Genomic DNA, 24503 nt, shown 5'->3' with positions numbered 1-24503 from the left:
GTCTGCCCGGATGGATCGGTGACGACCTTCATCGAGACCGGTGTCACAGCTGGGACGCCCCGCCGTCCACGGGCAGCTCGGCGCCGGTGGTATAGGTGGCGTCGAAGGCGAGATATGCGACGGCTCGGGCGATTTCGTCGGATTCGCCGAAACGGAGCATGGGATTGTTCGCGGTCATCTGCGCCCGGGTGCGTTCGGCATCCGGCGCGGGCATCGACTTCTCGAGGATTCCGGTGTCGATGGGCCCCGGGCTGACCGCGTTGACGCGGATGCCTCGGGGCAGCAATTCCCGGGCGAGGCTGCGGGTCATCGAGCGGAGGGCGGCTTTGCCGGCAGCGTACGCACTGATCATCGGCAGGCCTTTGCTGTTGGCGACCGAGGTGGTCAGGACGATTCCGCTGCCGGACCGCAGCAGCGGCGCGAGTTTCTGCACGGTGAAGTACGCGCCCTTGGCGTTGACGGTGAGCAGTTCGTCGTAGACCTGCTCGGTCATCTCCTCGAACGGCACGAACCGGGTGATGCCCGCGTTGACGAAAAGCGCGTCCACAAGGCCGAACTCGCGTTTCACCCGGTCGGCGAGATCGTCCATATCCGATAGCGATGCCGCGTCGCTGCGGACGGCCACGGCGTTCTCGCCCAGGCGCTCACGGGCGGCGTCGAGCGTGTGCTGCGTGCGGCCGGTGATCAATACCCGTGCGCCGCCGGTGATCAGCAGTTGTGCCGTCGTGAAGCCGAATCCGCTACTGCCGCCGGTGATCACGACATTCTTACCTTCGTACCTACCCATACGGACGACCTCGATTCCTGTCCACATCGCGTGATCGGCTGGTGCCCGGCGTCTTTCGGCTCCGGGCCTTGCGCCTTCGAGTCAAGGACAACTCTCGGCCGCCGTCCAAGACCTGTTCCGCACCTCGTCATGCGGCTGCCGCATGACGGGTAGGCTGGTCCGGTGTCCGATCCTGCCGCCGTGCCCGCCGGGATCGATCTCGATCTACGCCTGGTGCGGTACTTCACCGTGGTCGCGGAATACGAGAACTTCGGTCGCGCGGCCGTCGTATTGCGCGTCGCTCAGCCGTCACTGAGCCGGCAGATCCAACGGCTGGAGGATCGGCTGCGGGTGCGTCTGTTCGACCGCACTCCGCAGGGCAGCCGCCTCACCGAGGCGGGCCGGGCCTTTTTGCCGCGCGCTCGGGCCGTGCTGGACGCGGCACATCGGGCCGTGCTCACCGCGCGCGCCGCCGCTCCGCCGGATACGATCACCATCGGATACGTCGGTGATCTGGTCATCACCCCGGCCGTGCGTGAGTTACGTCGCAGCTACCCGGATGCCGACATCCGCACCCGGCACCTGAGCTGGCAGCACGCCCACGCACTCGCCGAACACCGCGTCGACGCGCTCGTCGCTCGGCTGCCGCTTCCGTATTCGCCGGACCAGGTGCGCGTGGAGGTTCTCCGCGCCGAACCGCGTGTACTGGTCGTCGCGCGGTCGCACCCCTGGGCGGGGAAGGATTCGATCACCCTCGACCAGCTCGACGGCGCAGAGCTGGTGGCCTGTACCAGTACACCGACCATCTGGAGTGTGCCCCGTTCGGGCCCGGACGGCAGCGCGCCGCCGAACGGTCCCGGCGCCGCGGACAGCTTCGAGGACAAACTGGAGCTGATCGCCACTGGCGAATGTATGGCAATCCTGCCCGCCGGTGACCGGCGACCCACGCTCCACGCGGAGTTGGTCAGCATTCCGCTGCACGGGATCGAACCGTGCCGGGTGGTGGTCGCCACCCACGCCGAGGATCGCACTCCGCTGACCGCGGCCTTCCGTGAACTCGCCCGAACGCATCTCGTCGCAGACGTCTGAAAGCCGCCTGCTGGACATCATTGGCCGGTCGGCGATGTCAAGGTCGGCCGTAAACACTGCGGGCAGTGGCGTTTTCGGCTGCCGCCTCGGTGTCGTTGTGGACTTCGGGCAGTACGACCAGTCGTCGATCGCTGGGAAGAAGGTCGAGCCGTGGCCAGGTCGGGGTCGGCCCGCGGATACCCGCTCGGCCAGTTCCGGTAGGGCGGCGAGCGGGGTGCTCCGGTGTGCGAAACCGGGCGGTGAAACCGCCTGGGACGAAAAATGATCGCCAGCCCACCGGCCGGCGCGCGGCGACACTCAGCGCGGTTGCGGCGGGGTCCAGAGGCGCTGGAGCAGAGAGCGGAGGGTTTCGCGTTCGTCCGGGGCCAGCGGAGCGAGGAATCGATCCTCCAGCTCGTCGGCGAGTTCGTCTGCGCGCGCGGCGATTTCGCGGCCCGAGTCGGTGATTTCCACCGCGTTGCGACGGCGGTCGCCGGGATCGCCCCGGCGGGTCACGTAACCGGCTCGCTCGAGGCCGTCCACCAGGGTGACCACGGTGCTGGCGGCAGCGTTCATGGTGCGGCTCAACTCGTTCTGCGCGAGCGGGCCGTACCGGCGCAGCATGGTGAGGACCCCGTGTGCCTTCGTCGAAAGACCCAGTGCGGCAAGCTCTTTGGTCTGTACGTCGGTGGCCGCCTGGCCGACGACCGCGGTCAGGAAGGTGGTGCGGCGCAGGAAGCGTTCCGCATCGTCCGGTTGGGTGCGCACGACACATCATATCCGAACAGGTTATTCGACAGAGAACGGTTTCTAGTAATACTATTCGATACTGAATGATTTATCGACGAAGGAAGTGGTCGACGTGCTCCAACCCTCCGAAGTACAGCTGCTCTTCGCTGACCTGCAGGAATCCATCGTGCCGCTGAGCCGCACCCGCTCCGCGGCCGGCATTCGCGCCTCGGCCCGTGTCCTGGCCGACGTCGGCGGGATACTCGGGCTGCCCGCCACGGTGTCGATCGCGCCGAGACCGCAAGGGCCGGACCCGATCGCGGAGCTGGCCGGCCTGCGGCCGGTGGGCGGGGTGCAGGTGCGTTCCGGCGCGAGCTGCGCGGACCATGCGGGCACCCGCGACGCACTCGCCGCCACCGGGCGTCCGGTCGTGCTGATCTGTGGCGTGCTGACCGAACTGGTGGTGCAGCTGACCGCGCTCGACCTGATCGATGCGGGTATGCGCGTCTACGTCGCGCTGGATGCGTGCGGTGGCTTGTCGGACAGCACCGAGGCGGTGGCACTGCGCCGGATCGAATCCGCGGGCGGGTTCGTCGGCTGCGTTCCGAACCTCGCCGCGGATATGGTGCGGGACTTCACCACTGCGAGTGGCGCGCGGGTGATCGGCGCCCTGCACGGCTTGCTCAGTGCGGCTTGACTCCGGCCGGGCCGCCGGCGGCGGTCACTCCGCTCGCGCGTACCGGGCCGCGGCGATGACCGCGTCCATGTCCACCAACAGGTTCGGATCGTGGTCCTGTGCCTCGCGGAACTCGAGGATCACATCGTCGATGGTGGTCCGGCGGCCCAGCGTGGTCAGCTCCTGACGCAGATAGGTACTCAACGGGATGCCGGCCGCGCCCGCGCGACGAGTGAAGACGACCGCGGCCTCGTCGGACAGGTCGCGCATCAATGCCGCTGCGTCACTGTCGATTTCGGCAACGGGCGGGTCGGGTAGTTCGGCGTGCAGGAATTCGACGACGTCATCGAGCGGGATGCGCGTGCCCGCGAGCCCGGTCAGCTCCACTCGGATGTAAGCCGCGGCGGACATGCCCGCTGCCTGGGCCCGCCGTCGCAGGACACGGGCGGCCGGTTCGGGCAGATCCTCGATCACGATCGTCGACATGGTGACCACCGTAGGCAGCGATCGCGAGTGATGCCAGCGCCGAGACCGAGTCGTGTCCTTTCGATGAAAGCAACAGGTGCGAAACGCGATTCGCCCAGGCTCGTGTCGAGGCGTACCGCGTCATTCGGGCAGTGGCGGCAGCGCGGGCCGGTCCAGGCACAGCCGTGCTCGGTCGCCCGGATGGATGCGGACCGGCACGCGCGCGCCGACGAAACCGATCTGAGCGCGACGGGCGGCGGTGCGGAAGCCGAACCGGGCCGTGGTGGTGTATTCGCTGCCATCCGGATATGCCACTCGCACAGCCACATTCGCGAGGCACGCCTCCGCGTCGGGCAAACTGCGGGCGGGAATGTCGAGGAAGTCGATGCCGGTGATCGTCGCGGTCGCGCGCACACCCGTGCGGTAGAGCTCCTCGGCCTCCTCGGCGGTGATCTGCCGGTTGCCGTCGGGGAGCAGGTCACGTCCGTACCGCCGTTCGACGGCCACCCGCGCCAATTCGCGGATGCCGATACCGGTCACTTCGGGAACGACCGAGGGCTCCAGGCCCAGGCGCATCGCGGCGGCTACCCGTTCGGCGTACTCCTCGTTCCACAACGCCTTGGTGGTCGGCGAAACCTGTTCGGGCCAAACGATTCCGTAACGATCGGGATATTCGCGGTCGATCGTGGCCGGAAATTCGTCGCCGCATTCGGGCACCCGCTCGCCGGGACCGTAACGCCGACCCACCCGCAGCGCGCGCGCCGGAACCCCCGGCCCGGACAGCACGCCGGACAGTCGCGCGCTACCGTAACCATCCTCGTCGCGGGTGAGGGACACGCCCGTGACCCGGAACGTACCCGGGACCGCGTCACGGGGGGTCTTGCTGAACAATCGCCGCAGGCTCACCAGACCAGTGTGACAGCGAAACAGCCGGGGGCACACCACGATCGCCGCGCGCCGGTAGCGCCGACACCGACGGCGGCGGGCCGGGTGAGGGGTGTCAGGCCGTGACCAGGGTTGTCCGCACCGGTGTCGGATCGGTCGTGAGATCGAGCACCGGGCAACGGCTTTCGACCTCGCGCTGCAATTCCGCGTAGCGCTCGGCTGATTCGGGGCCGTGCAGGTGAACGGTCAGCCGCACGGCCTGGAAGCCCGGTCGTACGGACTCGTCCAAGCCGAAGAACCCCCGCACATCCAGATCGCCCTCGGCCTCGATGCGCAGATCCCCGATGACGATTCCGCGTTGCTGGGCCACGAACCGGTAGGTCACCACCTGGCAGGCGATCAGCGCGGCCAGATACACCTCGACCGGATTGGCGGCGGTGTCCTGTCCGCCCAGCGCGGGCGGTTCGTCCACCCGGACCGTATGTGAACGTGCCTCGACCACGGTGGCAACGGCACTTTCCGCTACCCCGGTGGCGCGGAAGACGGCCAGCGCGTTCGCCGGGTCGTCGGCGACGGCCCGCGCAGTGGCCTGAGTGATGGCATTGAGCGGCGCACCCACATCGGTTGTCATGCCGCCGAAGCTATCCCGGGGCCGGCCGCGCGGGGAGAGTTGTGGTCGGCGTGAATGGAATGCTCGCGGATCGGCAGCGGCGTCGTCACCCGGAGCGCACCGGCTCCGCCCGGCCGACGTCGGTTCGGCGATTCTCTCGCGGCGAGCGGCGAACATACGTACTCGGGTCGATGCGTCGAAGCCTGTCGAGCCCGCGCCTGTTCGGGTCTGCGAGATGATCCGCTCGGCTCGCCGGTGGCGAATAACGCTTTACCCGGGCCGCGCGCCGAATTCGCTGATGGATTGCTGCAGGTCCGAGCGAAGGGGCTGAGTGAGCTCCGTTCGGCCGTATGATCGGGAATGTTCCCGGGGCTGAGCGGTCGGCATGGATCATGGCCGCCGACGCCGGGGCCGTGGTGCGCCCGGCCGTTTGCGGATGGTTCGCTGATGTTCCGGAACGTTCGAGGTGTGGCGCGGCATCCGATCGTGCATCCGACCTCGGAGGTATCGCGATGAAAGCTCTGCAGTATCGAACCATCGGCGCCGCACCGGAATTGGTGACCGTCCCCGATCCGGAGCCGGGGCCCGGGCAGGTGTTGTTGAAGGTGTCCGCGGCCGGGGTGTGTCATTCGGATATCGCCGTGATGTCCTGGCCGGAAAAGGATTTCCCGTATCCGCTGCCGCTCACGCTGGGGCACGAGGGGGCCGGGACGATCGCGGCGCTGGGGGAGGGGGTGAGCGGATTCGCGGTGGGTGATTCGGTCGCGGTCTACGGTCCGTGGGGATGTGGCGCCTGTCCGCCGTGTGCGGATGGCCGGGAGAACTACTGCCTGCGGGCGGCCGAGCTGAACATCTTCCCGCCCGGACTGGGCGCGCCGGGCGCGATCGCCGAGTACATGATCGTGGACAATGCGCGGCACCTGGAGCCGCTGCACGGCCTCGACCCGGTCGAGACGGTTCCATTGACCGACGCGGGACTGACGCCGTATCACGCGATCAAGCGGTCGCTGCCGAAACTCGTCCCCGGCTCGACGGCCGTGGTTATCGGCGCCGGCGGCCTCGGCCACGTCGCTATTCAGCTGCTGCGCGCGCTGAGTTCGGCGCGGGTGATCGCCTTGGACGTGAGCGAGGACAAACTCGAGCTCGCCCGGACCGTCGGTGCGCACGAGACCGCGATCTCCGACGCCACGGCGGCCGACCGGGTGCGGGAGTTGACCGGCGGCCGGGGCGCGACCGCGGTGTTCGACTTCGTCGGCGCGGCGCCGACGACCGCCACGGCCGCGGGTTGCGTCGCGATGGAAGGCGATATCACGATCATCGGGATCGGCGGCGGTGCCGTGCCGGTGGGTTTCGGTGTGCTGCCCTTCGAGGTGAATGTGACCGCGCCGTACTGGGGCAGTCGCGGTGAACTGCACGAGGTGCTCGACCTGGCGCGAGCCGGTTCGATAAAGGTGCATGTGGAAACCTTCGCCATGCAGGACGCGCCGCTGGCCTACGACCGGTTGCACAGCGGAAAGATCAACGGCCGCGCGGTGATCCTGCCGAACGGCTGACGCGTCCGGCGAACGGCCGACGCCGCCGGCCTGCCTCAGTCCTTCTTCAGTTCCTCGGCGAGCATCACGATGATGCCGCTGGGGCCGCGGACGTAGGTGAGCTTGTAGACGTCCGCGTAGTTCGCCACGCCCCGAAGCGGCCGGCAGCCGTGTTTCGCGGCTATCGCGAGGGCTTCGTCGATGTCGTCGACCGAGAAGGCGACGCGGTGCATGCCGATCTCGTTGGGGCGGGTGGGTTCGGTGTCGATCGCTTCGGGGTGGATGTACTCGAAGAGTTCGAGGCGACCGTGACCGTCCGGCGTCTGCAGCATGGCGATGTTGGCGTGGTTGCCGTCCAGGCCGACGGCGGTGTCGGTCCACTCACCACTGACCGTGTCACGGCCGACGACGGTGAGACCCAGGTCGGTGAAGAAGGCGATCGTTGCTTCGAGGTCGCGAACGGCGATGCCGACGTTCTCGAATTTGATGGGCATGCGGTGCATGCTAACGAGCCGCTCGGACAAGCCGCCGGGATGTGGACGAGCTACCGCGTGGATTTCACGGTCCGCCATCGAGCCCATCGGCGTAGCCGGCCCGGGCCGGTCTTCACCGGGCGGACACGTTCCAGCCAGGAGGGCAACGGTTCCCGTGCGGCGAGCCACTCCCGGGGAATCGCCGCTATGCCGGCGTGAGCTTCCACCGCCACTGTCCCGGCGGGACCGCCCCCGCCCGCAGCGCATCGACCGACGTGCGCATCACGGGGAATTGCCGGCCGAGTGCGTCCCCCACCGACAAGCCCTCGAGCGAGTCGAACAGCATCTCGACATCCTTTGCGGCCGAGTCTAATCGAAGAGCCGGAGCCGTGGCACTTGCCGGAACTCGCCACCGTGCCCGTCTGGGACAGATGTGACCTGCATCGTTGCCATCTCGGCGCAGGCAATGGACTATCGGAAGTGGTCGGCCGAGGATGCCCGGCATGTCGGGCTCGCGCTCGGCCGGAGGCGCCGAATCCGGGCGAGAAGGGGGTCCGTCCGCTCACCCGATAGAGCCAACCGGTCGGTCTGTAATGCCTTCCTGGTAGCGAACGATCACTGGGCGGCGGACGCGGCGGGCTCGTGGCTCCGACACCGAACCAGCGCTGGATTGTGTCACCGGAGAGGACGAATGTGATGGCAGGAACCCTGGTGGATGTCCCTACCACCTACCGGCAGATCGCTCAGCCGGATCCCGCGGCCGACGCGCGGCGGGTGCCGGCTCGTACCGGGCGCTCCCAGTTGGCGATGATGTGGCAGGCGGCCAAGACCGTCCTGGTCACCCGCGTCGCCGGCCCGCAACAGCTGGTGACGGTGCCGCGCCTGGTCGTCCCGATCGGCCAGAACCAACTCGCATTCCGCGTCTCGTCCTACGCCGAGGAGGCCGAGCAACTCGCCCGCGACGGCCGGGTGATCGTGCAGCCCGGCGACTGGCGCGGCAATCCTGCCCTCGGTTCGCACCAATGGCACGGCCAAGCCCAGGTCGTGACCGGAGGAACCCTGCTGCCGTTCGTGCAGTCGGAGATCGACGCCAAGTACCGGTGGCGAACCTCCGTGGCGCGCATGGCCCACCGCGTGGCGCGCGGCGCCGCCCCCTACGGCGACGTCGTCGTGCTGGTCACCGTGCGCGAACCGGTTCCCATGCTGATGCCTCCGCGGTGAGGCCGCGCGGCGCCACGCGCTGACGGCCCGCGCGAAAGATACTGCGGCCGAAGCGTCATCGCTCGTCGGCGGGGAAATCGGTCGAACTGCTCACCGCCGCCCACCGCTCGGTTTCCGCGGCGCGGTTCCTGCCCGCCTCGCGTGCCGCCGCGAGGGCGTCGCTGCCGAGCAGCAGGCGCCGGGGCGGATTCTCCTCGCCGACGACATCGATGATGACCCGCGCCGCGCGGGCCGGATCTCCGGGTTGAGTGCCGTGGCTGTCCTGCCGGTACCGGTTGATCGCGCCCACGGTCTGCTCGTAGTCGGGCCCGACGCTGTGCAGGGTCATCGACGAGCCCTGCCAGTCGGTGCGGAAGCCGCCGGGTTCGACGATGACGACCTTCACCCCGAACGGGGCGACTTCGCTCGCGAGCACCTCGGAGAAGCCCTCCACCGCGAATTTGGCGGTCTGATAAGCGCCCATTCCCGGTGTGCCGCCGACCCTTCCGCCGATCGAGGAGAACTGGACGAATATGCCGGACCGCTGCTCACGCAGCACCGGCAGTGCGGCGCGGGTGACGTTGACGACGCCGAACAGGTTGGTCTCGACCTGGGTGCGGAAATCCTCCTCGGTCATCTCCTCGATGGGGGCGCTGTTGGCGTAACCGGCGTTGTCGACCACGACGTCGAGCCTGCCGAATGCGTCGATCGCCTGCCGGACAGCGCGCTCGGCGGCGGCCGCGTCGGTGACGTCCAGCGCCACGGCCCGGATCTGCTCGCCGTGATCGGCCACCAGATCGTCCAGCTGCTCGGGCCGGCGCGCGGTGGCGACGACCCGGTCTCCGGCCGCGAGGACCGCTTCGGTGAGGTGGCGGCCGAAGCCGCGAGATGCTCCGGTGATCAACCATGTTCTGGCCATGAGCGTTTGCTCCGTTCGGATCGGCTGTCCGCGTCGGGCGGGATCCGTCCGTGCGCGCTAACTGTCACATGAAAGTAGCAGTTACAAGAATTTATTCCACTGTACAGCGGCTAATATTCTGCGATGCGCGACACTCCCGGCTACCTTGGAGCGGTGAGAGCGGATGCGGCGCACAACCTGGAACTCGTCCTGCGAACCGGCGCGCGACTGCTCGCCGACGATCCCTCGGTCAGCATCGCGGCCATCGCCGCGGCCGCCGGAGTGGACCGGCGCACCGTGTACCGGCGCTTCTCCTCCCGGGAGGATCTGCTCGCCGCGGTGTACCGCGCCCGCTACGACGCGGTCGAGGCGGCGATCGCCGCGGCGAGATTGCGTGAGGCGCCGGTCGGCGTGGCGCTGCATCGCTACGTGGAGGGGATCATCGAGGTGAACCGCCGCTGGCCGGTCGAGACGTTCCGCATGTTGTCCGAGAAGACGATTCGCGATCGTCGCGAGGGTTTCATCGCGGAAGTCGAACACTTCCTGCGCCGCGCCACCGACGAAGGCCTGTTGCGAGACGACCTGCCGCGGGGCTGGATCGGCGCCCTGCTGCCGTCCCTGCTGCTGCGCGCGGCCGAGGACCTCCCCGAGCTCAGCGCCGCTCAGGCCGCCGACGTCGTGGTGGACACGCTGATCAACGGACTCGGCGGCGGCTCGGCCGCTCGCCGCCGCGCATCCCGGTGAACGGGTTGGGGCGCAGTCGATCTCGGTTTCAGCGCGGGTTCGCGGCCATCGCGTCCCGGACCGAGGTCTCCTGGCGGCCGAGGAATTCCGGATCCGGCTGCAACAGCATCGAATACACCGCCTTGGTCGCGGCGATCTGATCGCGCAGCCAGCACTTGTCGTAGGTCGCGTTGTGCGCCTGACTGTGATCACCGACCGCCGTGGTCCGGATGCCCACCGACCGGCACAGGGCGATCGAACGCGGGACGCTGAAATCCTGGGTCACCACGATCGCGTCGCGCACCCCGAAGATGCGGTAGGCGCGAGCGCAGGACTGATAGGTGTCGAAACCCGCGTAGTCCAAGGCGATCTTGTTCGCCGGTACGCCCTTGCCGATCAGGTATTTGCGCATCGCATCGGGCTCGTCGTAGGTCGGCGTGCCGAAATCGCCGGTCAGCAGCAGCGCCTTGACCTTGCCCGTGGCGAGCAGGGCGCGAGCCAGATCGAGCCGGCCGGCCACGTAGGGGGAGGGTTCGCCGTTCGGATAGATCTCCGCACCCGGCACCAGCGCGACATCGGCGGGCGGCACCGACGTAGCCGAATATTCCAGACCGCTCGCGCGCCAGCGGACGACGCCGATACACGCGCCGACGAGCACCATCACCGTGAGCGCGGCCACCGCCGCTACCCGAAGCAGAACCCCCGGCCGCAGCCAGGGTCCGATGAAAGCTCCCACCCCCGAGGGCGTATCACGCGGACTCATGCCCGAAAGTCTGCCCGGCCGGGCGCGTGATCCGGAATCCCTTTTCCGGCCCCGTGACATGAAGTAGAACACGTTATAGGTTGGATATGGGCGCATCGCCCCACGTCGCGAAGGGAAATGATGTCCGAAACCGGATCAGCCGACGAACTTCTGGCCGCCGTCGAGGCGTCACCGCGGGCGGTCGCCGCGCACGATCGCGCCGCCTGGGTCGGATTGTTCGCCGCCGGAGCCCGGGTCGAGGATCCGGTCGGATCGCGCCCGCACATCGGACGGGAGGCGATCGGGCGCTTCTACGACACGTTCATCGCGCCCAACGGCATCGTCTTCCGGGTCGAGCACGACGTGGTGTGCGGTATGACGGTGTTCCGGGATCTGAGTATCGAGACGACCATGTCCACCGGCGTCACTCTGCGCGTGCCGATGCATCTGCGCTACGACCTCGAGCGGGCCGGCGATGCCCTGAGAATCCGTGAGCTGCACGCACATTGGGAACTGCCGGTGATGATCGTGCAGTTGCTTGCCGCCGGTGTGCGGGGACTGGGCGCGGCGGCGCGCCTGACTCCGCAACTGCTCGGCAATCAGGGCATCGGCGGTGCGCTGGGCTTCGCACGCGGCTTCGTCCGGGTCGGCTCCGCTGGTAAGCGGGCCGCGACGGGGTTGATCGAGGATGCCGCGCGTGGGGACGTCGACCGGGTGCGCGCGGCGCTCACGCCGGATGCGGTGCTCGAGTGGCCGGCCGGAATCGCGGTGGATCCGGCCGCCTTCGTCGCGCAGGCCGCCGGAACCGGGATCAGCAAGCCGATCGCGGCGGGGCGGTATGTGACCGTATCGGTGGAGACGACCGCCGGGCGCGGCATCGCCGAACTCGTTGTGGCGCGCGGGGGACGGGTCTGCGCGGCACGGGTGTACGTGCCCGACTGATCCGGTGATTCCCGGCAGATTCCCCGTGGGCTCACAGCTGACTCTTACCTAGATCAACAAGCGTTGGCGGCGCTTGCCCGAACACGAACGATGAAGGAAATATGAACTTGGTTTCAGGAGCCGGTCGCCGGCTCGTTCACGGTGCCGCGGGGCTCGCCGTACTGATGCTCGGATGTGGTGTGGCGCAAGCAGATACGGTCGTCCCGCTACCCGATGGCCGACAGACCTTCACCACCGCGACCGGCGTCCCGGTCGAGTTCAGCCGCACCGGCGAGAAGGCCGTCGTCGCACCGTCTTTGGCCTACAACGGCCTCTCCCGTACCGCCACGATGTCGGCTACGGTCTACGCGACCGCGCCCGGGGTGACCGCCGGAACGCTGGTCACCGGCTACCTGGTCGGGTGTCAGGTCGATCTGTCCGGCGGACTCTCGCTCGGTGGCGACGTTTATATCTCACCCGGTTCGGCGTATCCGGAAGTCGTCCCCAGCATCAATCTGGTGCCGGGCGGTGTGGCGCAGGTGAAATTCGGCACCAAGAAGATGGATCCGAAAGCCGGCGCGATCGGCATCGAGTACCACGATCGCGGGGTGCAGGTCGACGGCTGCGCCGGATATGCGCAGGCGCGATCGTTCAGCACGCTGACGGTCACCAACAGCCGCGGCACCGCCGAGGTCACCCTGTACGGCAACCCGTTCAGCATCGGATGAGGGCGATGAGGTCGAAATTTTCCATGAACGCCGGCGGCACAACGACTTTCGGCCGGCAAGCGGGCGATCGCACCGGGCGGGGCGGGTTCGCCGGCGCGATCGTCGCGGGTGTGTGCGCTCCGCTCGTGCTGGCCTGCGGCGGGACGGCCGGCGCGGACACGCAGGTGCCGCTACCGGACGGGCACGCCGCGTACACGACTCACGACGGCGTGACCGTCCGCGTCGACCGCACCGGGGAGAACGCCACGATCTCCGGATCGATGGCCGCGAGCCCGCTGTCCCGCAACGCGATGGTCTCGGCGGTGGCCACGGTGCAGGCCACTCCCCCCGGCAACGTGCGGGTCACCGGTGGCCGGATCGAAACCGGTTACCTGGTGGGCTGTCAGGTCGATCTGGGCAGCGCCGTGCACGCCAACGGCAGCGGTAACACCGCCGATCAGAACAACTCCCAGTCCGGGAACGGCGGAGCGAATCAGCCGAACGGCAACGGCAACGGCGGCGATGACGCCTCGTCCTCGGACGAGAACTCCGGCGGCGGCAACGGCGGCGGGGGTGGCGGCAACGGCGGTGGCGGCGGTAACGGCGGTGGCGGTGGCGGAGGAGGAGGCGGCGGCCTCTCGGTATCGCCCGGCGACAGCGGTGCGGGCCTGGACAGCTCCGGCATCACCCCGTACGCCGACCCGTCGATGTCGATCACGCTCAAGCCCGGCAAGGTCGCCAGCAAGATGATCCAGGTCTACAACTTCACCGGTACCTCCGGCACGACGCAGTACGTCAACCACACGATATCGGTGGACGGCTGCGCCGGATACGCCGAGGCGCGCGCGTACACAACGGTGGTTCTGCACGACAACGTCATGGATTCCACCGAGACGTTGTGGGGCAAGCCGTTCAGCCTCGGCTGAGGTTCGGGCCCGCCCCGCCCGGCGGGCCGCGAGTATTCCCACCAGTGAATTCGATCGTGTCGATCGGCTCGTCGGCCGATATTCGCCGGTTCGCCGGGGCAGAATGTGACGGTATGGAGGGCCGGCGCGGGCGGGTAGCGGCGGACCGGCGGGCGAGCGCGTCCGCCGGGGCTCGGGTGCGCAAGCGGCACGGGCGGCACTACACGCCGGAGCGACTGGCCGCGTTCCTGGCCGAGCGTCTACTGGAACATGTTGTGCCGCAAGGAGAATTACGGATTCTCGATCCCGCGTGCGGGGACGGTGAGCTGTTGCTGGCGGTGCACCGTGCCGCAGTGCGGCTTTTCCCGGGAGTTCCGGTCCGGCTCACCGGATTCGACCTGGACGCCGCGGCGGTCGCGCTCGCGCGAGAGCGAGCCACCGGGCTTCCGGTCACCTGGTTCGTCGGTGATTTCCTGTCTGCCGCCGAGGGTTTGGCGGACGGGAGTTTCGACGCGGTGATCACCAATCCGCCCTATGTGCGGACCCAGCAGTTGGGCGGGGCGACCGCGCGGCTGTTGAGCGTGCGCTTCGGGCTGCGCGGCCGGATCGATCTGACCCACCCTTTCGTCGCCAGCGTGCCCCGATTACTGCGGCCCGGGGGAGTCCTGGGCTTGTTGTGTGCCAACCGGTTTCTCACCACCAAGGCGGGCGCGAATCTGCGGGCTCTGATGCGCGCCGAACTCACGCCGGTCGAACTCTACGATCTGGGCGACACCAAACTCTTCGAGGCCGCGGTACTACCGGCTGTGACCGTCGCCGTGCGCGCATCCCTCGCGACACCCTGCCGCTATGTCTCGGCGTACGAGATTCCCGACGGCGAATCCACCAGCGCCCTCGACCTTTTCGGCGCACTGGCGGCCGGCGGTGAATGCTCGGTGCGGCACGGCGGACGCCATATCGCGATCGAGGCCGGGACTCTCGACGCTGGATCGACTGTGCCACAGATGATTTCGTCTGGAGCCGAGATGCCCGGAGCCGATTCCGGCCGGGCGGAACCGGCGGAGGTCGCGGTGGCGGATGTGGCCACGCCGTGGCGAATGTCGCGGCCGAGCGTGGACGAGTGGTTGCGCCGAGTGCGGGGCGGGACGTGGCGCACCTTCGGTGAGGTGGCGCGAATCCGGGTGGGGATCAAGACGACCGCGGATCGGGTGTTCATCTCCGATCGGTGGGAACATCGGCAGTCGCCGCCGGAACCGGAGTTGCTGTTCGACCTGATCACCCATCACGATCTGGTGCCCTGGCGAATCTCCAGGAAACGCTGGACCCGGGTGCTGTACCCGTACGATGTGAGCTGCGCACGCCGCACTCCGGTGGATCTGGCCGGATTTCCTTCCGCAGCAGCGTATCTCGCCGAGCACAAGGATGTGCTGGCCGCGCGGGACTACCTCACCGCGAGCGGGCGCGAGTGGTTCGAGATCTGGGTGCCGCAGCGCCCGCATCTGTGGCGGCACCCCAAGCTGGTATTTCCCGATATCAGTGTCGCGCCGCGTTTCGCGCTCGATCGCAGCGGCGCGATCGTCAACGGTGACTGCTACTGGATCTCGGTGCCCGACATCGGCAGCGACACCCTGCCGTACCTGCTGATGGGCGTGGCGAATTCGACGTTGGGCCTGCGGTTCTACGATGCGGTGTGCGGTAATCGGCTCTATGCCGCGCGGCGGCGGTGGATCACGCAGTACGTCGCGCGGCTTCCGGTCCCGGACCCGTCCACCGCGGCTGCCGCCGCACTCGTGGCCGGGGTTCGCGCCGTGGTGGACGAGGGGGCCGTGCCGGATCGGTGGGCACTGGACGAGCAGGTCGCCGCGGCGTTCGGGCTGAGCCCGGCGCGGCTCGGCGACGAAATATATTCGCCCGCAACCTTCTTCGGCGCTCCGGAAGAGTGATACCAGCAGTGGTTCAGCGGCGCTGGCCGCCCAGCATCGGCACCAGGGTGCGGCGGGCGAACTCGCGTGCGGCCGTCTCGTCGGTCAGCGGGATGAGCCCGTCCGGGGTCAGCGCCAGGGATTGGGCCAGGCGGGCCATGATCTCCGCGACCAGGTCGGCGTCGAAATCGGGTCCGGTGTCGTCCCTGTGCAGCGCGCGCAGTTTGTCGGCCAGGTAGGCGCGCCCGACCGCGAGTATCGGCCCGGCCTGGACGGTCAACCGCGGCAGGATCAGATCCGGTTCGGTGCGCAACAGCCGTTGCAGCAATTCGTTGCGGGCCAGCGAGGTGATGAAGGCGACGAAGATCTCCGCCAACTGATCCTCGCCGTCGGTGACGGCCTGGACGCGGCGGTCGATATCGGCGACGAATCGCTGGGCCTCCCGCACGCCGACGGCCTGGACCAGGTCGTTCTTCGACTCGTATCGGCGATACAGGGTGGCCGGGCTGATGCCGGCGCGGCGTGCGACCTCGCCCATACTGGTGCGCTTGATGCCGAAGTCCAGGAATGCCGACAAGGCGCTTTCGAGCAGATGCTCACCATCGGCCCGGGGCTTTTCCAGGATGCGGGCCAGGATCGAGTGAACGGTGGGCATCGAGCCTCCAGTCGGTCGGCGGACACCGCGTCGATGCGGGCGGACGTTGCTCATTGTCTCACCGCCACCGTCGCGGACTCGTACCGAACTCACCGCAGATTCAGTGCGGCCATCTCTCGCTCGATCGCGTTCGCGGCGAAGTCGATACCGCTGGAACGTAATTCATGGACCCGGCGCTGCAACGCCTCGACGCCCCCCGGCTGGGCCGCGATATCGGCCACACTGATTCGCCCATTGGATCGGTGCATACCGGACTGCTCGCACGACACCGTGAAACCTCCTTGCCGAACCACGTGCCCGACGCCAGGGCGATATCCCTTGTGCTGCCATCCGTCTCGGCCGCACGACCCGGGTTCCGGGCACGCTGACACGATGCTAGCAAGGCCCCGCAACCCCGATCCGGGCTCTGTGTGATCTGTCACAGCTGGGCGCCCTCCCGGTGTACGGCCAGGTTGTGCAGGTACACAGTGGCGTTCAGGCGGATCCGCTCGAGTTCCGCCTCGCCGAGTTCGCGGCGCACCTTGCCGGGCACCCCGGCCACCAGCGATCCGGGCGGAATCTGCGCGCCTTCCGGAATCAGCGCATTGGCCGCGATCAGGCTGCCCTCGCCGATCACCGCGCCGTTCAGCACGGTCGCGCCCATGCCGACCAGGACGTCGTCACCGACCGTGCAGCCGTGCAGGATCGCGTTGTGCCCCACCGAGACTCCCGCACCCACCGTGAGTGGGAAGCCCGGATCCGCGTGCAGTACGCAGCCGTCCTGGATATTGGTGCGCGGGCCGACGGTGATGTCCTCCAGGTCGCCGCGCAGCACCGCTGAGTACCAGATGCCGACCTCCGCGCCCAGCCGCACCCGCCCGATCACCGTCGCGTTCGGCGCGACCCACGCGGTGTCATCGATCTGCGGCACATGCTCACCCAGCTTGATCATCATGGTCGTCAACCTACCGGTCGGGTTTCGGCGGGCTCGCGGCTTGATCGAGCCGAGTGGGCGTCGGGGCGGCGTTGGCGACCTGCTCGTGGCCGTATGTCGTTGCGGTGCGCGGTATTCGGGCAGACTGGGTTCGTGCGATACGTGATGCGGCAGCGGGTGCTGGGCTTCGGCCAAGACTACTGGGTGACCGACGAATCCGGGAACAAGGCGTTTCTCGTCGACGGCAAGGTGCTGGCGTTCCGCCGCACCTTCGAGCTGCGCGGACCACGGGGAGAGGTGTACGCCGTGGGGCGCGGAAAGGTGCTGACCCTGCGCAACGCCATGGTCGTGAGCACCGGCGGCCGCCACGCCGCCACCGTGCGCAAGAAACTCTTCAGTCCCCTGCGGCACAGCTTCACCATCGCCCTGGCCGACGGCGAGCGCTGGACCGCCCACGGCGACCTCATCGAGAAGAACTACACCCTGGAAGGCCCCCAGGGCACAGTCGCCGAGACCTCCCGCAAGTGGTTCCGCATCCGCGACAGCTACGGGGTGGAGATCTACCACCCCGACGTCCCCCTGGCCCTGGCAATCGTCGTCTGCGTCGACGAAATGGTCGCCGCGGCTCGCGAAAGTGGTCAGTAGACAGTGGTTTACGCGTCGACGCAGTTGTTGCGCATTACTTCCGCCGCGGATGAAGCCCCGCCGCTGACGGTCGTTTCGTCGCCGTGCCCGAACAGTGCGGTAATTAGCGTCGCCGGTGTGTGGGCACTGGGCAGATGCAGTATGGGCGAAACTCCCCGATGATATGCGGCCTGCTCTGCCCTCCCGCGCGAGATCAGGGTTACCGATGGTGTCACGCGGTCGGCGCCGATGGTTCGCGGCGCGCGTCGACGGAGATGAGCAGCTGCTGTCGGCCGGTAGCATGATGGCGGTGAACAAGGCGGTGGGCGAATTGCTATCCCCCCTGAGCGATGCACGACGCGCTCATTCGCTGGCTGTCGGGCGGCGGATGGAGGGTGTGGTGAGCCATCTGCCCGTCGAGCTTCGAGCCGACGCGGTTACTGCTGCCTATCTGCACGACGTGGGTTACGGCCATCCGGATCTCGGGTTCCACCCGATTGATGGTGCTCGGCTCTTGCGGTCACGCGGATATTCTCCGACTGTGTGCCATATGGTGGCGTTCCATACCGCCGCACAGACCGAGGCTGCGGTCCGCGGACTGGACGACCAGATATTCGACGAGTTCCAGTCGGTTGATGTGGACGGGATACAAACCGCCGACGACTTCCTTTGGTGGGCCGACCTCTCCACGGGTCCGCAAGGTGAGGTATTCACATTGGACGAAAGATTGTCCGAGATCCTGCAGCGATATGAGCCCGGAAGTATTGTGTACACCGCGATCACTCGGGCGGAATCCCAACTACGAGACGCTTTTCAGCGAGTTTCCGGGTCGATGTAGGGCTCGCTCTCGCGCAAGGCCCATTCGATGCGGTGACGCTGGCTTCGGTCCATCGTCAACGAGAAAATTCGCCCAATCGGCACCCATTCGACTCGGGTGCTTTCATCACTCGTCGTGGGATGTCCGCCCGTCGGTTCGCCTCGATATACGATCGTGAATTCCTGTCGAACCTCATCGTTGCTGGTGTAGTGGATCACGTGGTTCGGGTCGGTGAAGATTCCTACCAATCCGGTCACGTGGATCTCTACGCCGGTCTCCTCCAGCGTCTCGCGGACTGCGGTGTGCGTCAGGGACTCTCCGGGATCGTGTGCCCCGCCGGGAATCGACCAGTTCCCGTTGTCCGATCGGCATATCAGCAGGACTGTGTCGTCCTGGCGGACGAATGCGGCCGCACTGGGGCGTACGCTGTTCGCGGGGGGCGCGGCAGGGTCCTGGTGATAGTCGATTCGACGTCCCATATGCGTCAGATTACGCTGGGCGTCCCGTCTTCCAGACCGCTTCGAAGGACGCGCGATAGTAGGAGAACAGACGGCCGCCTGGCACGTTCTGAAGATGCTGAACTGGAGATTTCGCAGCGTACGCGCCGTAACTGTGGGTGTTGACGAGCATCGAGTCATCGAATCGATAGATGCTGTTGTACAAGGGCGTTCGGTGGGTTCTGATGTCGACCGACGGCAGGTCCATCATTTCGCGGAGATACTCCAGTGTCGACAGACACCGTTGCGGAAGCGACGGCAGGCCCTCTTCGCGGCCGCGAGCGCGGACTTCCGGTGAATCGCTCTCGCCGAGCAGAACGCGAATATGCACACCTGAGCTTGCCTTTGCACGAATCACTTCGACGAAGTCGAGGGATTCGACCAGGAACCCTCCCGCGTACACCAGAACATCGATCTCATCCATGGCTTGGTGCATGACGGTCCGCCAAACCTCTTGCGGCACTTCGGGTCGCGTCGGCCAGATCTGAACCAACTCCGACAGCGATGCGGCCGCTGATCGGCTGCTTGTAAGCAGTTGGGGCCACAGGTACGTCTCGTCACGGCCCAGTGTGCGGGCGACCGCCAATCGGAGGCCAGGATGTGGGCAGCGATCCTGGGTGATCCATCGTTCGACGGTCTTCGTGCTGACTTCGAGCCGCTCGGCCAGGGCATGTTTGGTGAGGTTCGCAGCCGCCATCGCTCCCCTGAGCCGCTCATTGGTCATGCTGTCAGCCTATGAAGAAGTGTCCCTGAGTGTCCCGATTATCGGGTTATTTCGTCCCCATATGTCGCGAGACTCTTGATCTGCCAGGCATACAGGAATCCCCAGCTCATGAACTGGAAAGTAGGACAAGGAGTTTCAGTGACTTCGTTGAATATCAATGGATTTCGCAGCGGAACCGTGTCCGCTCTGTCCGCGTCCGAGACTGTCCGACTGGTTGAGGCATCTGTGGACGCGGTGTATTGCACCGAGGGGAACGGTATGGAAGTCGTATGGCGCATGTCCCGGGACCGAGCCAGGCTGATCGAGATCACCTTGGTGCGAAACATGTCTCGTGACGCCGAGGTGATCGTGTTCCCGATCGGTACCGATCTGGTGGCTGCTCGGGAACGTCATCCAGCATTGGATTGGTTGTGGGACAGGGTGCGACGTGATTTCTGGGCTCGCTTATCTCCGCTGGTGCGGTGCGACATGGTGGATCGATGAAGCTCCCGGATTCGTCGGGGCATAGGACGTTTGTCCACGCGGACGGCGTTGTCCACTTGGACGCTGCATTCATGTTGGCTGCTGAGGATGACTTGTGAGTACCCTGCGCAGTGGCGCAGCCGGGTGCTCACAGGTACCAGTCGGGTTCGGACTGCTCGGGGAGGTGGCGGAGTTTGTCGGGGTTGCGGACGACGTGGATGGCGGTGATGGCGCCCTGGTCGACGGTGAAGGAGAAGACGCCGAGGTAGGTGCCGTCGAAGACCAGGAGGCCGGGTTCCCCGTTGACTCGCACTTCTCTGCCCCACGCGCCCGATGTGGCTCGGTACCAGCCGAGGAACAGCTTGGCGATGAGTTCGGAACCGCGCACGGGCTGGCGGACGGCCGGGACCTTGCCGCCGCCGTCGGCGGTGAGGACCACGTCGCGGTCCAGCACGCCCAGCAGTGCGCCCATATCGCCGGTGCGCCAGGCCAGGGCGAAGGCGGAGACCACCTTGCCGTGCTCGTCGGCACTCGCGGGAAAGCGCGGGGTGCCCTCCTCGACGTGTTTGCGGGCCCGGGAGGCCAGCTGCCGCACCGCCGCCGGGGTGCGCCCGACCACCTCGGCCACCTCGGGACCGGACATGCCGAACACCTCCTGCAGGACGAATGCGGTGCGTTCGGCGGGGGTGAGTGATTCGAGCACCACCAGCAGCGCGGTGGTGACGCGTTCGTCCTGGGTGATCCGGTCGGCGGGGTCGTCGTCGGTGCTCACCTGCGGCTCCGGCAGCCATTCCCCGACGTACTGTTCGCGGCGGGCGCGCGCCGAACCCAGCTGATCGAGCGCGAGCCGCCCGGTGACGGTGGACAGCCAGGCACGCAGATTCTCGATCCGCTCACCCGGTGCGCGATTGTCGTGCCAGCGCTGCAATCGCAGCCACGCCTCCTGCACGACGTCGTCGGCGTCGCTGAGGCTGCCCAGCGTGCTGTACGCGAGCCGCCGCAGATATTGCCGGTGCTCCTCGAACTGCCGGGCCAGCTCGGCCTGGTCGATATCGTCAGGGCGCTCGTCGGTCACTGTGCAATCCTCACTTCTCGCCCGCACCTCGTGGCGTGAGCCTATCCGTCACCGAGTGGACGAAATCGACGCTGGATGTGTGACACGACAATGTCGCTGCCCGTGCGGGGCGGTGCGCCCGGCTGGGATGTCGGCGCGGACGCGCATCGCGGTAGGGCGAGGGCAGGGCTGTGAGGTCGCGTCGACCGGTGATTCCGCCGGTGGAGTCCGCCGCGGGCGGCCGTGCGAGGCGCACTCGCGCGACCGCCGCCGCGGGCCGCTCTGGCCCAGTGCATGCGGCAGGAACTTCAGTCGGCAGGGCCGCGCTGACTGTTCCGGCGGCCGGAACCGGCGAGGCTGCGTGCCGCCCAGTGCGGTGCGCAGGTCTCGGTGACGATGGCGGGCACGGCCGAGCCGCTGCCGGTCACGACGAACCCGGTCCGCACCGGGCGATGACCTGCCGCGTTAGTCTCGATCGGTGGGTGAGCGGATGTCGACGGCTGTCGGGTTGGTGCTGGGCTTCGGGCTGGACCGGGCGTTCGGGGATCCGCGGCGATGGCATCCGGTGGCCGGATTCGGTTCGGCGGCAGCGGCATTGGAGTCGGTGACGTACCGGGACGGCCGGATTGCCGGGGTGGTGCACGAGGCCGTGCTCGTCGGCGGGACCATCGCGCTGGGGGTGGCCGCCGACAGGGTGACGCGAGGCGATCGGACGCCGGTCCGGTTCGCCGCCGCCACGGGCCTGACCGCGCTGACGACCTGGGCCGTTCTGGGCGGCACGACCCTGGCGCGGACCGGGCGCGCGATGGCCGACGCGCTCCGGGCGCAGGATCTGGACCGGGCCCGCGCGTTGCTGCCATCGCTGTGCGGGCGCGATCCCGACGTGCTCGATGCGGACGGATTGGCCCGCGCGGCAGTCGAATCCATTGCCGAGAACACCTCGGACGCGACCGTGGCGCCGCTGATCTGGGGTGCGCTGGCCGGGATCCCGGGCCTGCTGGCCTATCGCGCGGTGAACACCCTGGACGCGATGGTCGGCTACCGCAATGAGCGCTACCGCGACTTCGGCTGGGCCGCCGCCCGCACCGACGACCTGGCCAACCTGCTCCCCGCCCGGATCAGCGGCGTTCTGACCGCGGCCCTGGCCCCGCTGATCGGCGGACGTCCCGCCGCGGCGTTGCGGGCCTGGCGTCGTGATGCCGCGAAACATCCGAGTCCGAACGCGGGCGTAGCCGAATCCGCGATGGCCGGCGCCCTGGGCGTACAGCTGGGCGGCCGTACCCAATACCGCTACGGCACGGAACTGCGACCCACGCTCGGCGACGGTCCGGCGCCGGTCGTCGCGGATCTTCTTCGCGCCGTACGTCTTTCGGTGGCCGTTCAGGTGGGCGCCGCCCTCACTGCCGCCGCGCTCGGTCTCCTGGCGCCGGAACCCGGTGCGGGTTCGCGTTCGCCGGCATCGATCACGCGGGAATCGATCCGCTGACGATCAGCTGAGCACTCGGAGCGATCGGAGCACTCGGAGCGATCGGCGCAGGTTCCGCAGCGATTCGCCCGCACCGCAATTTCTTCGAATATGGCGTTCATGAAGGTTGTTGTGGTCCAAGGCGGTCCGAGGTGAACAGACCGGAAATCGCCGCCTGGGTATCCGGTTCGGCCAAGATCAGTACCTCGTCCCCGCTGAGCAGCAGCGTTTCCGGGGTGACGGTGACCAGTCGCCCACGCCGGATGATGACGCTCACCCACAGGTCGTCGGAGGGCAGGCCGGCGACCGTGGTCCCGTCGGCGACCGAACCTGCGGCGACGGTGAAACGGTGCAGACTGTCGGGTTCTTCTTCGAAACGGACGTTCATCGTCCACGGTCGCGGATTCACCGTCCGCAACGGGATACCGAGCCACCGCGCCAGGACGGGAACGACGCTGCCCTGCACGATGACCGAGAAGGCCACCACCACGAAGATGATCTCGTACGCCCGCTGAGCATCGGGTACACCGGCGCGCAGGATGTATGTGCCCAGCAGAATCGGCACCGCGCCCTTGAGCCCGGTCCACAGAATGAACAGCCGTTCACCCGCGCCCAGGCGCATCCGCCAGATCAGCGTGCCGACCAGGAGCGGCCGGATCACCAGCGTCAGCAGCACCGCCAGCAGCAGCCCGATCCACCACGCGCCGCCGTCGACCACGCCGTGCGGACCGGTGACGTGGATGGTGAAGCCGAGCATCACGAACGCCACGATCTCGCCCAGGCTGGCCAGCGCCGAATGGAATCGTTCGATATCGGCGCGGTAGGGCGCGCGCTGGCCGCCGATGACGATTCCCGCGACCAGCACCGCCAGGAATCCGGAACCGTGTGCCAGCGTCGTCGCACCGTAGATGGCGATCACGCACATCAGCACGCGCAGCGAATACAGGCCCGCGGCCGGAAGCGGCACCCGCCGCATGAACCACAGCAGCCCCAGCCCGCCGGCCAGCCCGGCCACCGCGCCGACGATGATCTGTACCGCGAACTCGCCCAGTACCGAACCGATCGACTGCATATCGATCCGGCTCGCACCGAGCAGCACCACCAGCAGGGCGATGCCGACCGGATCGTTCGCCCCCGATTCGCCCTGTAGGACGACGCCGCCCCGTCCGCCGATTCGCCGACGTCCCAGCACCGAGAACACCACCGCGGGGTCGGTCGGCGACAACGCGGTGCCCAGCAGCAGCGCGATACGCCAGTCGAGCCCGAAGAACGTATGCGCGGCGAACGCCACGGCCGCGGCCGTCACGAGAGTTCCGGCCACGCCGATCCAGGTGATGGCTCCCGCGTTGGCCCGGAACCGCCGCCAGCCGATCTGCATTCCGCCGTCGAACAGGATCACCACCAGCGCCACGGTGACGATCTCCTCGACCACTGTGATCGGGATCTTGCCCAGACTCGGCCAGATGTCCGAGGCCGCCGCGGAGCCGATCAGGAACAGAGCGGGCGCGGGAACCGGGAACCATTCGCCGAGCCGATTGGACAGCACCGCGACCAGGCCCACCAGCGAGGCGATCAACAACACCACCGCGAACGGTGTCACATCATCCATCGCGGCCATGCTCCGGTAACGGTCTCGAACCAGAGCCCCTGGTGGTCCTGCGATGTGGTGTGCGCACGGAAGCCCTCTCCTGAACTGACGAATTCGCCGACCAGACTTCCCGACACACCGCCCACAATTTTAACGGTTCGCCGGCCTTCGCTCGCACGCGCCTGCCCGGGCGGTCCACGCACCGAGCCGGGTACGGGAGACGGATTACCCGTGGCGTACCGACGATCCGCGAGCCGTCCTTCGGCCCGGGACGATCGGACGTGTCCGGCCGAAGCGGCGTTCGGCGGTGCTCAGCGGGCCAGACGGTCAACCTGGAATGTGTGCGAATTACGCTGCCGGACAAGGGCTCCCGGCCCGTGCGAATGACTTGTGCGCGTTGTCCGGACGACTTCACGGGTGCCGCTGGTCCGCGATGCGGGCACGCGGTGAACCCGATCCGGAATGCGCCCCTCGACGGCGCA

General features: G+C 67.8%; 29 protein-coding genes. 13 read left to right on the top strand and 16 right to left on the bottom strand.

Annotated elements, in window-relative coordinates:
* Positions 1 to 43: 43 nt before the first annotated feature.
* On the bottom strand, positions 44 to 787 hold the full coding sequence (locus tag AC5WS7_RS36470) for an SDR family oxidoreductase (RefSeq protein ID WP_495959193.1): 744 nt from the start codon (positions 785 to 787) through the stop codon (positions 44 to 46).
* A 162-nt stretch (positions 788 to 949) separates the two neighbouring features.
* Here AC5WS7_RS36470 and AC5WS7_RS36465 point away from each other — a divergent pair, with 162 nt between their 5' ends.
* Positions 950 to 1855, top strand: a complete 906-nt coding sequence (locus AC5WS7_RS36465; protein WP_495959192.1) for a LysR family transcriptional regulator — start codon at positions 950 to 952, stop codon at positions 1853 to 1855.
* A 297-nt stretch (positions 1856 to 2152) separates the two neighbouring features.
* Here the strand turns inward: AC5WS7_RS36465 and AC5WS7_RS36460 are convergent, their stop codons facing one another.
* Positions 2153 to 2602, bottom strand: coding sequence for a MarR family winged helix-turn-helix transcriptional regulator (locus AC5WS7_RS36460; RefSeq protein ID WP_495959191.1), 450 nt, complete (start codon positions 2600 to 2602; stop codon positions 2153 to 2155).
* A gap of 94 nt (positions 2603 to 2696) precedes the next feature.
* Here AC5WS7_RS36460 and AC5WS7_RS36455 point away from each other — a divergent pair, with 94 nt between their 5' ends.
* Complete coding sequence (locus AC5WS7_RS36455) at positions 2697 to 3260, top strand: isochorismatase family protein (RefSeq protein ID WP_495959190.1); 564 nt, start codon at positions 2697 to 2699, stop codon at positions 3258 to 3260.
* Positions 3261 to 3284: 24 nt separating this feature from the next.
* Here AC5WS7_RS36455 and AC5WS7_RS36450 read toward each other — a convergent pair whose 3' ends face one another.
* The 3 genes from AC5WS7_RS36450 to AC5WS7_RS36440 all read right to left on the bottom strand — a co-directional run bounded on the left by AC5WS7_RS36450 (position 3285) and on the right by AC5WS7_RS36440 (position 5220).
* On the bottom strand, positions 3285 to 3725 hold the full coding sequence (locus tag AC5WS7_RS36450; protein ID WP_495959189.1) for a hypothetical protein: 441 nt from the start codon (positions 3723 to 3725) through the stop codon (positions 3285 to 3287).
* A gap of 120 nt (positions 3726 to 3845) precedes the next feature.
* Positions 3846 to 4610 (bottom strand): hypothetical protein, encoded by a 765-nt coding sequence (locus AC5WS7_RS36445; RefSeq protein WP_495959188.1) that lies wholly within the window; start codon positions 4608 to 4610, stop codon positions 3846 to 3848.
* A 94-nt stretch (positions 4611 to 4704) separates the two neighbouring features.
* The gene (locus tag AC5WS7_RS36440) at positions 4705 to 5220 is read right to left on the bottom strand and encodes an OsmC family protein (protein ID WP_495959187.1); all 516 of its coding nucleotides are present in this window, start codon (positions 5218 to 5220) and stop codon (positions 4705 to 4707) included.
* 491 nt (positions 5221 to 5711) lie between these two features.
* Between AC5WS7_RS36440 and AC5WS7_RS36435 the strand changes: the two genes are divergently transcribed.
* Positions 5712 to 6752: an NAD(P)-dependent alcohol dehydrogenase gene (locus AC5WS7_RS36435; protein WP_495959186.1), complete on the top strand. Its 1041-nt coding sequence runs from the start codon at positions 5712 to 5714 to the stop codon at positions 6750 to 6752.
* 35 nt (positions 6753 to 6787) lie between these two features.
* Here the strand turns inward: AC5WS7_RS36435 and AC5WS7_RS36430 are convergent, their stop codons facing one another.
* A complete protein-coding gene (locus tag AC5WS7_RS36430) occupies positions 6788 to 7225 on the bottom strand; it encodes a VOC family protein (protein WP_495959185.1) in 438 nt (145 codons plus the stop codon).
* Positions 7226 to 7409: 184 nt separating this feature from the next.
* Positions 7410 to 7550, bottom strand: a complete 141-nt coding sequence (locus AC5WS7_RS36425; protein ID WP_495959184.1) for a hypothetical protein — start codon at positions 7548 to 7550, stop codon at positions 7410 to 7412.
* Positions 7551 to 7900: 350 nt separating this feature from the next.
* On the opposite strand from AC5WS7_RS36425, the gene AC5WS7_RS36420 reads away from it, so the two are divergent.
* A complete protein-coding gene (locus tag AC5WS7_RS36420) occupies positions 7901 to 8425 on the top strand; it encodes a hypothetical protein (protein ID WP_495959183.1) in 525 nt (174 codons plus the stop codon).
* A 55-nt stretch (positions 8426 to 8480) separates the two neighbouring features.
* On the opposite strand, the gene AC5WS7_RS36415 is transcribed toward AC5WS7_RS36420, so the two are convergent.
* Positions 8481 to 9323, bottom strand: coding sequence for an oxidoreductase (locus AC5WS7_RS36415; protein WP_495959182.1), 843 nt, complete (start codon positions 9321 to 9323; stop codon positions 8481 to 8483).
* A gap of 123 nt (positions 9324 to 9446) precedes the next feature.
* Here AC5WS7_RS36415 and AC5WS7_RS36410 point away from each other — a divergent pair, with 123 nt between their 5' ends.
* Complete coding sequence (locus tag AC5WS7_RS36410; protein ID WP_495959181.1) at positions 9447 to 10046, top strand: TetR/AcrR family transcriptional regulator; 600 nt, start codon at positions 9447 to 9449, stop codon at positions 10044 to 10046.
* Between the two features lie 28 nt (positions 10047 to 10074).
* Here the strand turns inward: AC5WS7_RS36410 and AC5WS7_RS36405 are convergent, their stop codons facing one another.
* On the bottom strand, positions 10075 to 10788 hold the full coding sequence (locus AC5WS7_RS36405; RefSeq protein ID WP_495959180.1) for a SanA/YdcF family protein: 714 nt from the start codon (positions 10786 to 10788) through the stop codon (positions 10075 to 10077).
* A 120-nt stretch (positions 10789 to 10908) separates the two neighbouring features.
* On the opposite strand from AC5WS7_RS36405, the gene AC5WS7_RS36400 reads away from it, so the two are divergent.
* The 4 genes from AC5WS7_RS36400 to AC5WS7_RS36385 all read left to right on the top strand — a co-directional run bounded on the left by AC5WS7_RS36400 (position 10909) and on the right by AC5WS7_RS36385 (position 15243).
* Positions 10909 to 11709 (top strand): nuclear transport factor 2 family protein, encoded by an 801-nt coding sequence (locus tag AC5WS7_RS36400; protein WP_495959179.1) that lies wholly within the window; start codon positions 10909 to 10911, stop codon positions 11707 to 11709.
* A 101-nt stretch (positions 11710 to 11810) separates the two neighbouring features.
* Positions 11811 to 12416 (top strand): MspA family porin, encoded by a 606-nt coding sequence (locus AC5WS7_RS36395; protein ID WP_495959178.1) that lies wholly within the window; start codon positions 11811 to 11813, stop codon positions 12414 to 12416.
* 5 nt (positions 12417 to 12421) lie between these two features.
* The gene (locus tag AC5WS7_RS36390; protein ID WP_495959177.1) at positions 12422 to 13321 is read left to right on the top strand and encodes an MspA family porin; all 900 of its coding nucleotides are present in this window, start codon (positions 12422 to 12424) and stop codon (positions 13319 to 13321) included.
* 44 nt (positions 13322 to 13365) lie between these two features.
* The gene (locus AC5WS7_RS36385) at positions 13366 to 15243 is read left to right on the top strand and encodes an Eco57I restriction-modification methylase domain-containing protein (protein WP_495959176.1); all 1878 of its coding nucleotides are present in this window, start codon (positions 13366 to 13368) and stop codon (positions 15241 to 15243) included.
* A gap of 13 nt (positions 15244 to 15256) precedes the next feature.
* On the opposite strand, the gene AC5WS7_RS36380 is transcribed toward AC5WS7_RS36385, so the two are convergent.
* The 3 genes from AC5WS7_RS36380 to AC5WS7_RS36370 form a co-directional block, all read right to left on the bottom strand.
* Entirely contained in the window at positions 15257 to 15877 is a 621-nt protein-coding gene (locus AC5WS7_RS36380; RefSeq protein ID WP_495959175.1) for a TetR/AcrR family transcriptional regulator, read from the bottom strand.
* An 89-nt stretch (positions 15878 to 15966) separates the two neighbouring features.
* Positions 15967 to 16146 (bottom strand): hypothetical protein, encoded by a 180-nt coding sequence (locus AC5WS7_RS36375; protein WP_495959174.1) that lies wholly within the window; start codon positions 16144 to 16146, stop codon positions 15967 to 15969.
* 149 nt (positions 16147 to 16295) lie between these two features.
* A complete protein-coding gene (locus tag AC5WS7_RS36370; protein ID WP_495959173.1) occupies positions 16296 to 16811 on the bottom strand; it encodes a gamma carbonic anhydrase family protein in 516 nt (171 codons plus the stop codon).
* Positions 16812 to 16943: 132 nt separating this feature from the next.
* Between AC5WS7_RS36370 and AC5WS7_RS36365 the strand changes: the two genes are divergently transcribed.
* Positions 16944 to 17435: an LURP-one-related/scramblase family protein gene (locus AC5WS7_RS36365; RefSeq protein ID WP_495959172.1), complete on the top strand. Its 492-nt coding sequence runs from the start codon at positions 16944 to 16946 to the stop codon at positions 17433 to 17435.
* A 289-nt stretch (positions 17436 to 17724) separates the two neighbouring features.
* A complete protein-coding gene (locus tag AC5WS7_RS36360) occupies positions 17725 to 18252 on the top strand; it encodes an HD domain-containing protein (protein WP_495959171.1) in 528 nt (175 codons plus the stop codon).
* On the opposite strand, the gene AC5WS7_RS36355 is transcribed toward AC5WS7_RS36360, so the two are convergent.
* Together AC5WS7_RS36355 and AC5WS7_RS36350 are read right to left on the bottom strand one after the other, a co-directional pair.
* The gene (locus tag AC5WS7_RS36355) at positions 18228 to 18710 is read right to left on the bottom strand and encodes an NUDIX hydrolase (protein WP_495959170.1); all 483 of its coding nucleotides are present in this window, start codon (positions 18708 to 18710) and stop codon (positions 18228 to 18230) included. The two genes, AC5WS7_RS36360 and AC5WS7_RS36355, sit on opposite strands and share 25 nt — an antisense overlap.
* A gap of 10 nt (positions 18711 to 18720) precedes the next feature.
* The gene (locus AC5WS7_RS36350; protein WP_495959169.1) at positions 18721 to 19452 is read right to left on the bottom strand and encodes a helix-turn-helix domain-containing protein; all 732 of its coding nucleotides are present in this window, start codon (positions 19450 to 19452) and stop codon (positions 18721 to 18723) included.
* Positions 19453 to 19560: 108 nt separating this feature from the next.
* On the opposite strand from AC5WS7_RS36350, the gene AC5WS7_RS36345 reads away from it, so the two are divergent.
* A complete protein-coding gene (locus AC5WS7_RS36345) occupies positions 19561 to 19935 on the top strand; it encodes a hypothetical protein (RefSeq protein ID WP_495959168.1) in 375 nt (124 codons plus the stop codon).
* A 127-nt stretch (positions 19936 to 20062) separates the two neighbouring features.
* On the opposite strand, the gene sigJ is transcribed toward AC5WS7_RS36345, so the two are convergent.
* Positions 20063 to 20989, bottom strand: a complete 927-nt coding sequence (sigJ, locus tag AC5WS7_RS36340; protein ID WP_495959167.1) for an RNA polymerase sigma factor SigJ — start codon at positions 20987 to 20989, stop codon at positions 20063 to 20065.
* Between the two features lie 469 nt (positions 20990 to 21458).
* Between sigJ and AC5WS7_RS36335 the strand changes: the two genes are divergently transcribed.
* Positions 21459 to 22454 carry a cobalamin biosynthesis protein gene (locus AC5WS7_RS36335; RefSeq protein ID WP_495959220.1) on the top strand — a complete coding sequence of 332 codons (996 nt, stop codon included), beginning with the start codon at positions 21459 to 21461 and terminating at the stop codon, positions 22452 to 22454.
* Positions 22455 to 22551: 97 nt separating this feature from the next.
* Here the strand turns inward: AC5WS7_RS36335 and AC5WS7_RS36330 are convergent, their stop codons facing one another.
* The gene (locus tag AC5WS7_RS36330) at positions 22552 to 24042 is read right to left on the bottom strand and encodes a cation:proton antiporter domain-containing protein (protein WP_495959166.1); all 1491 of its coding nucleotides are present in this window, start codon (positions 24040 to 24042) and stop codon (positions 22552 to 22554) included.
* Positions 24043 to 24503 lie beyond the last annotated feature (461 nt).

Source organism: Nocardia sp. PLKS1-43 (genome assembly GCF_059510335.1).
This window is presented reverse-complemented; position numbering and strand designations above follow the sequence as displayed.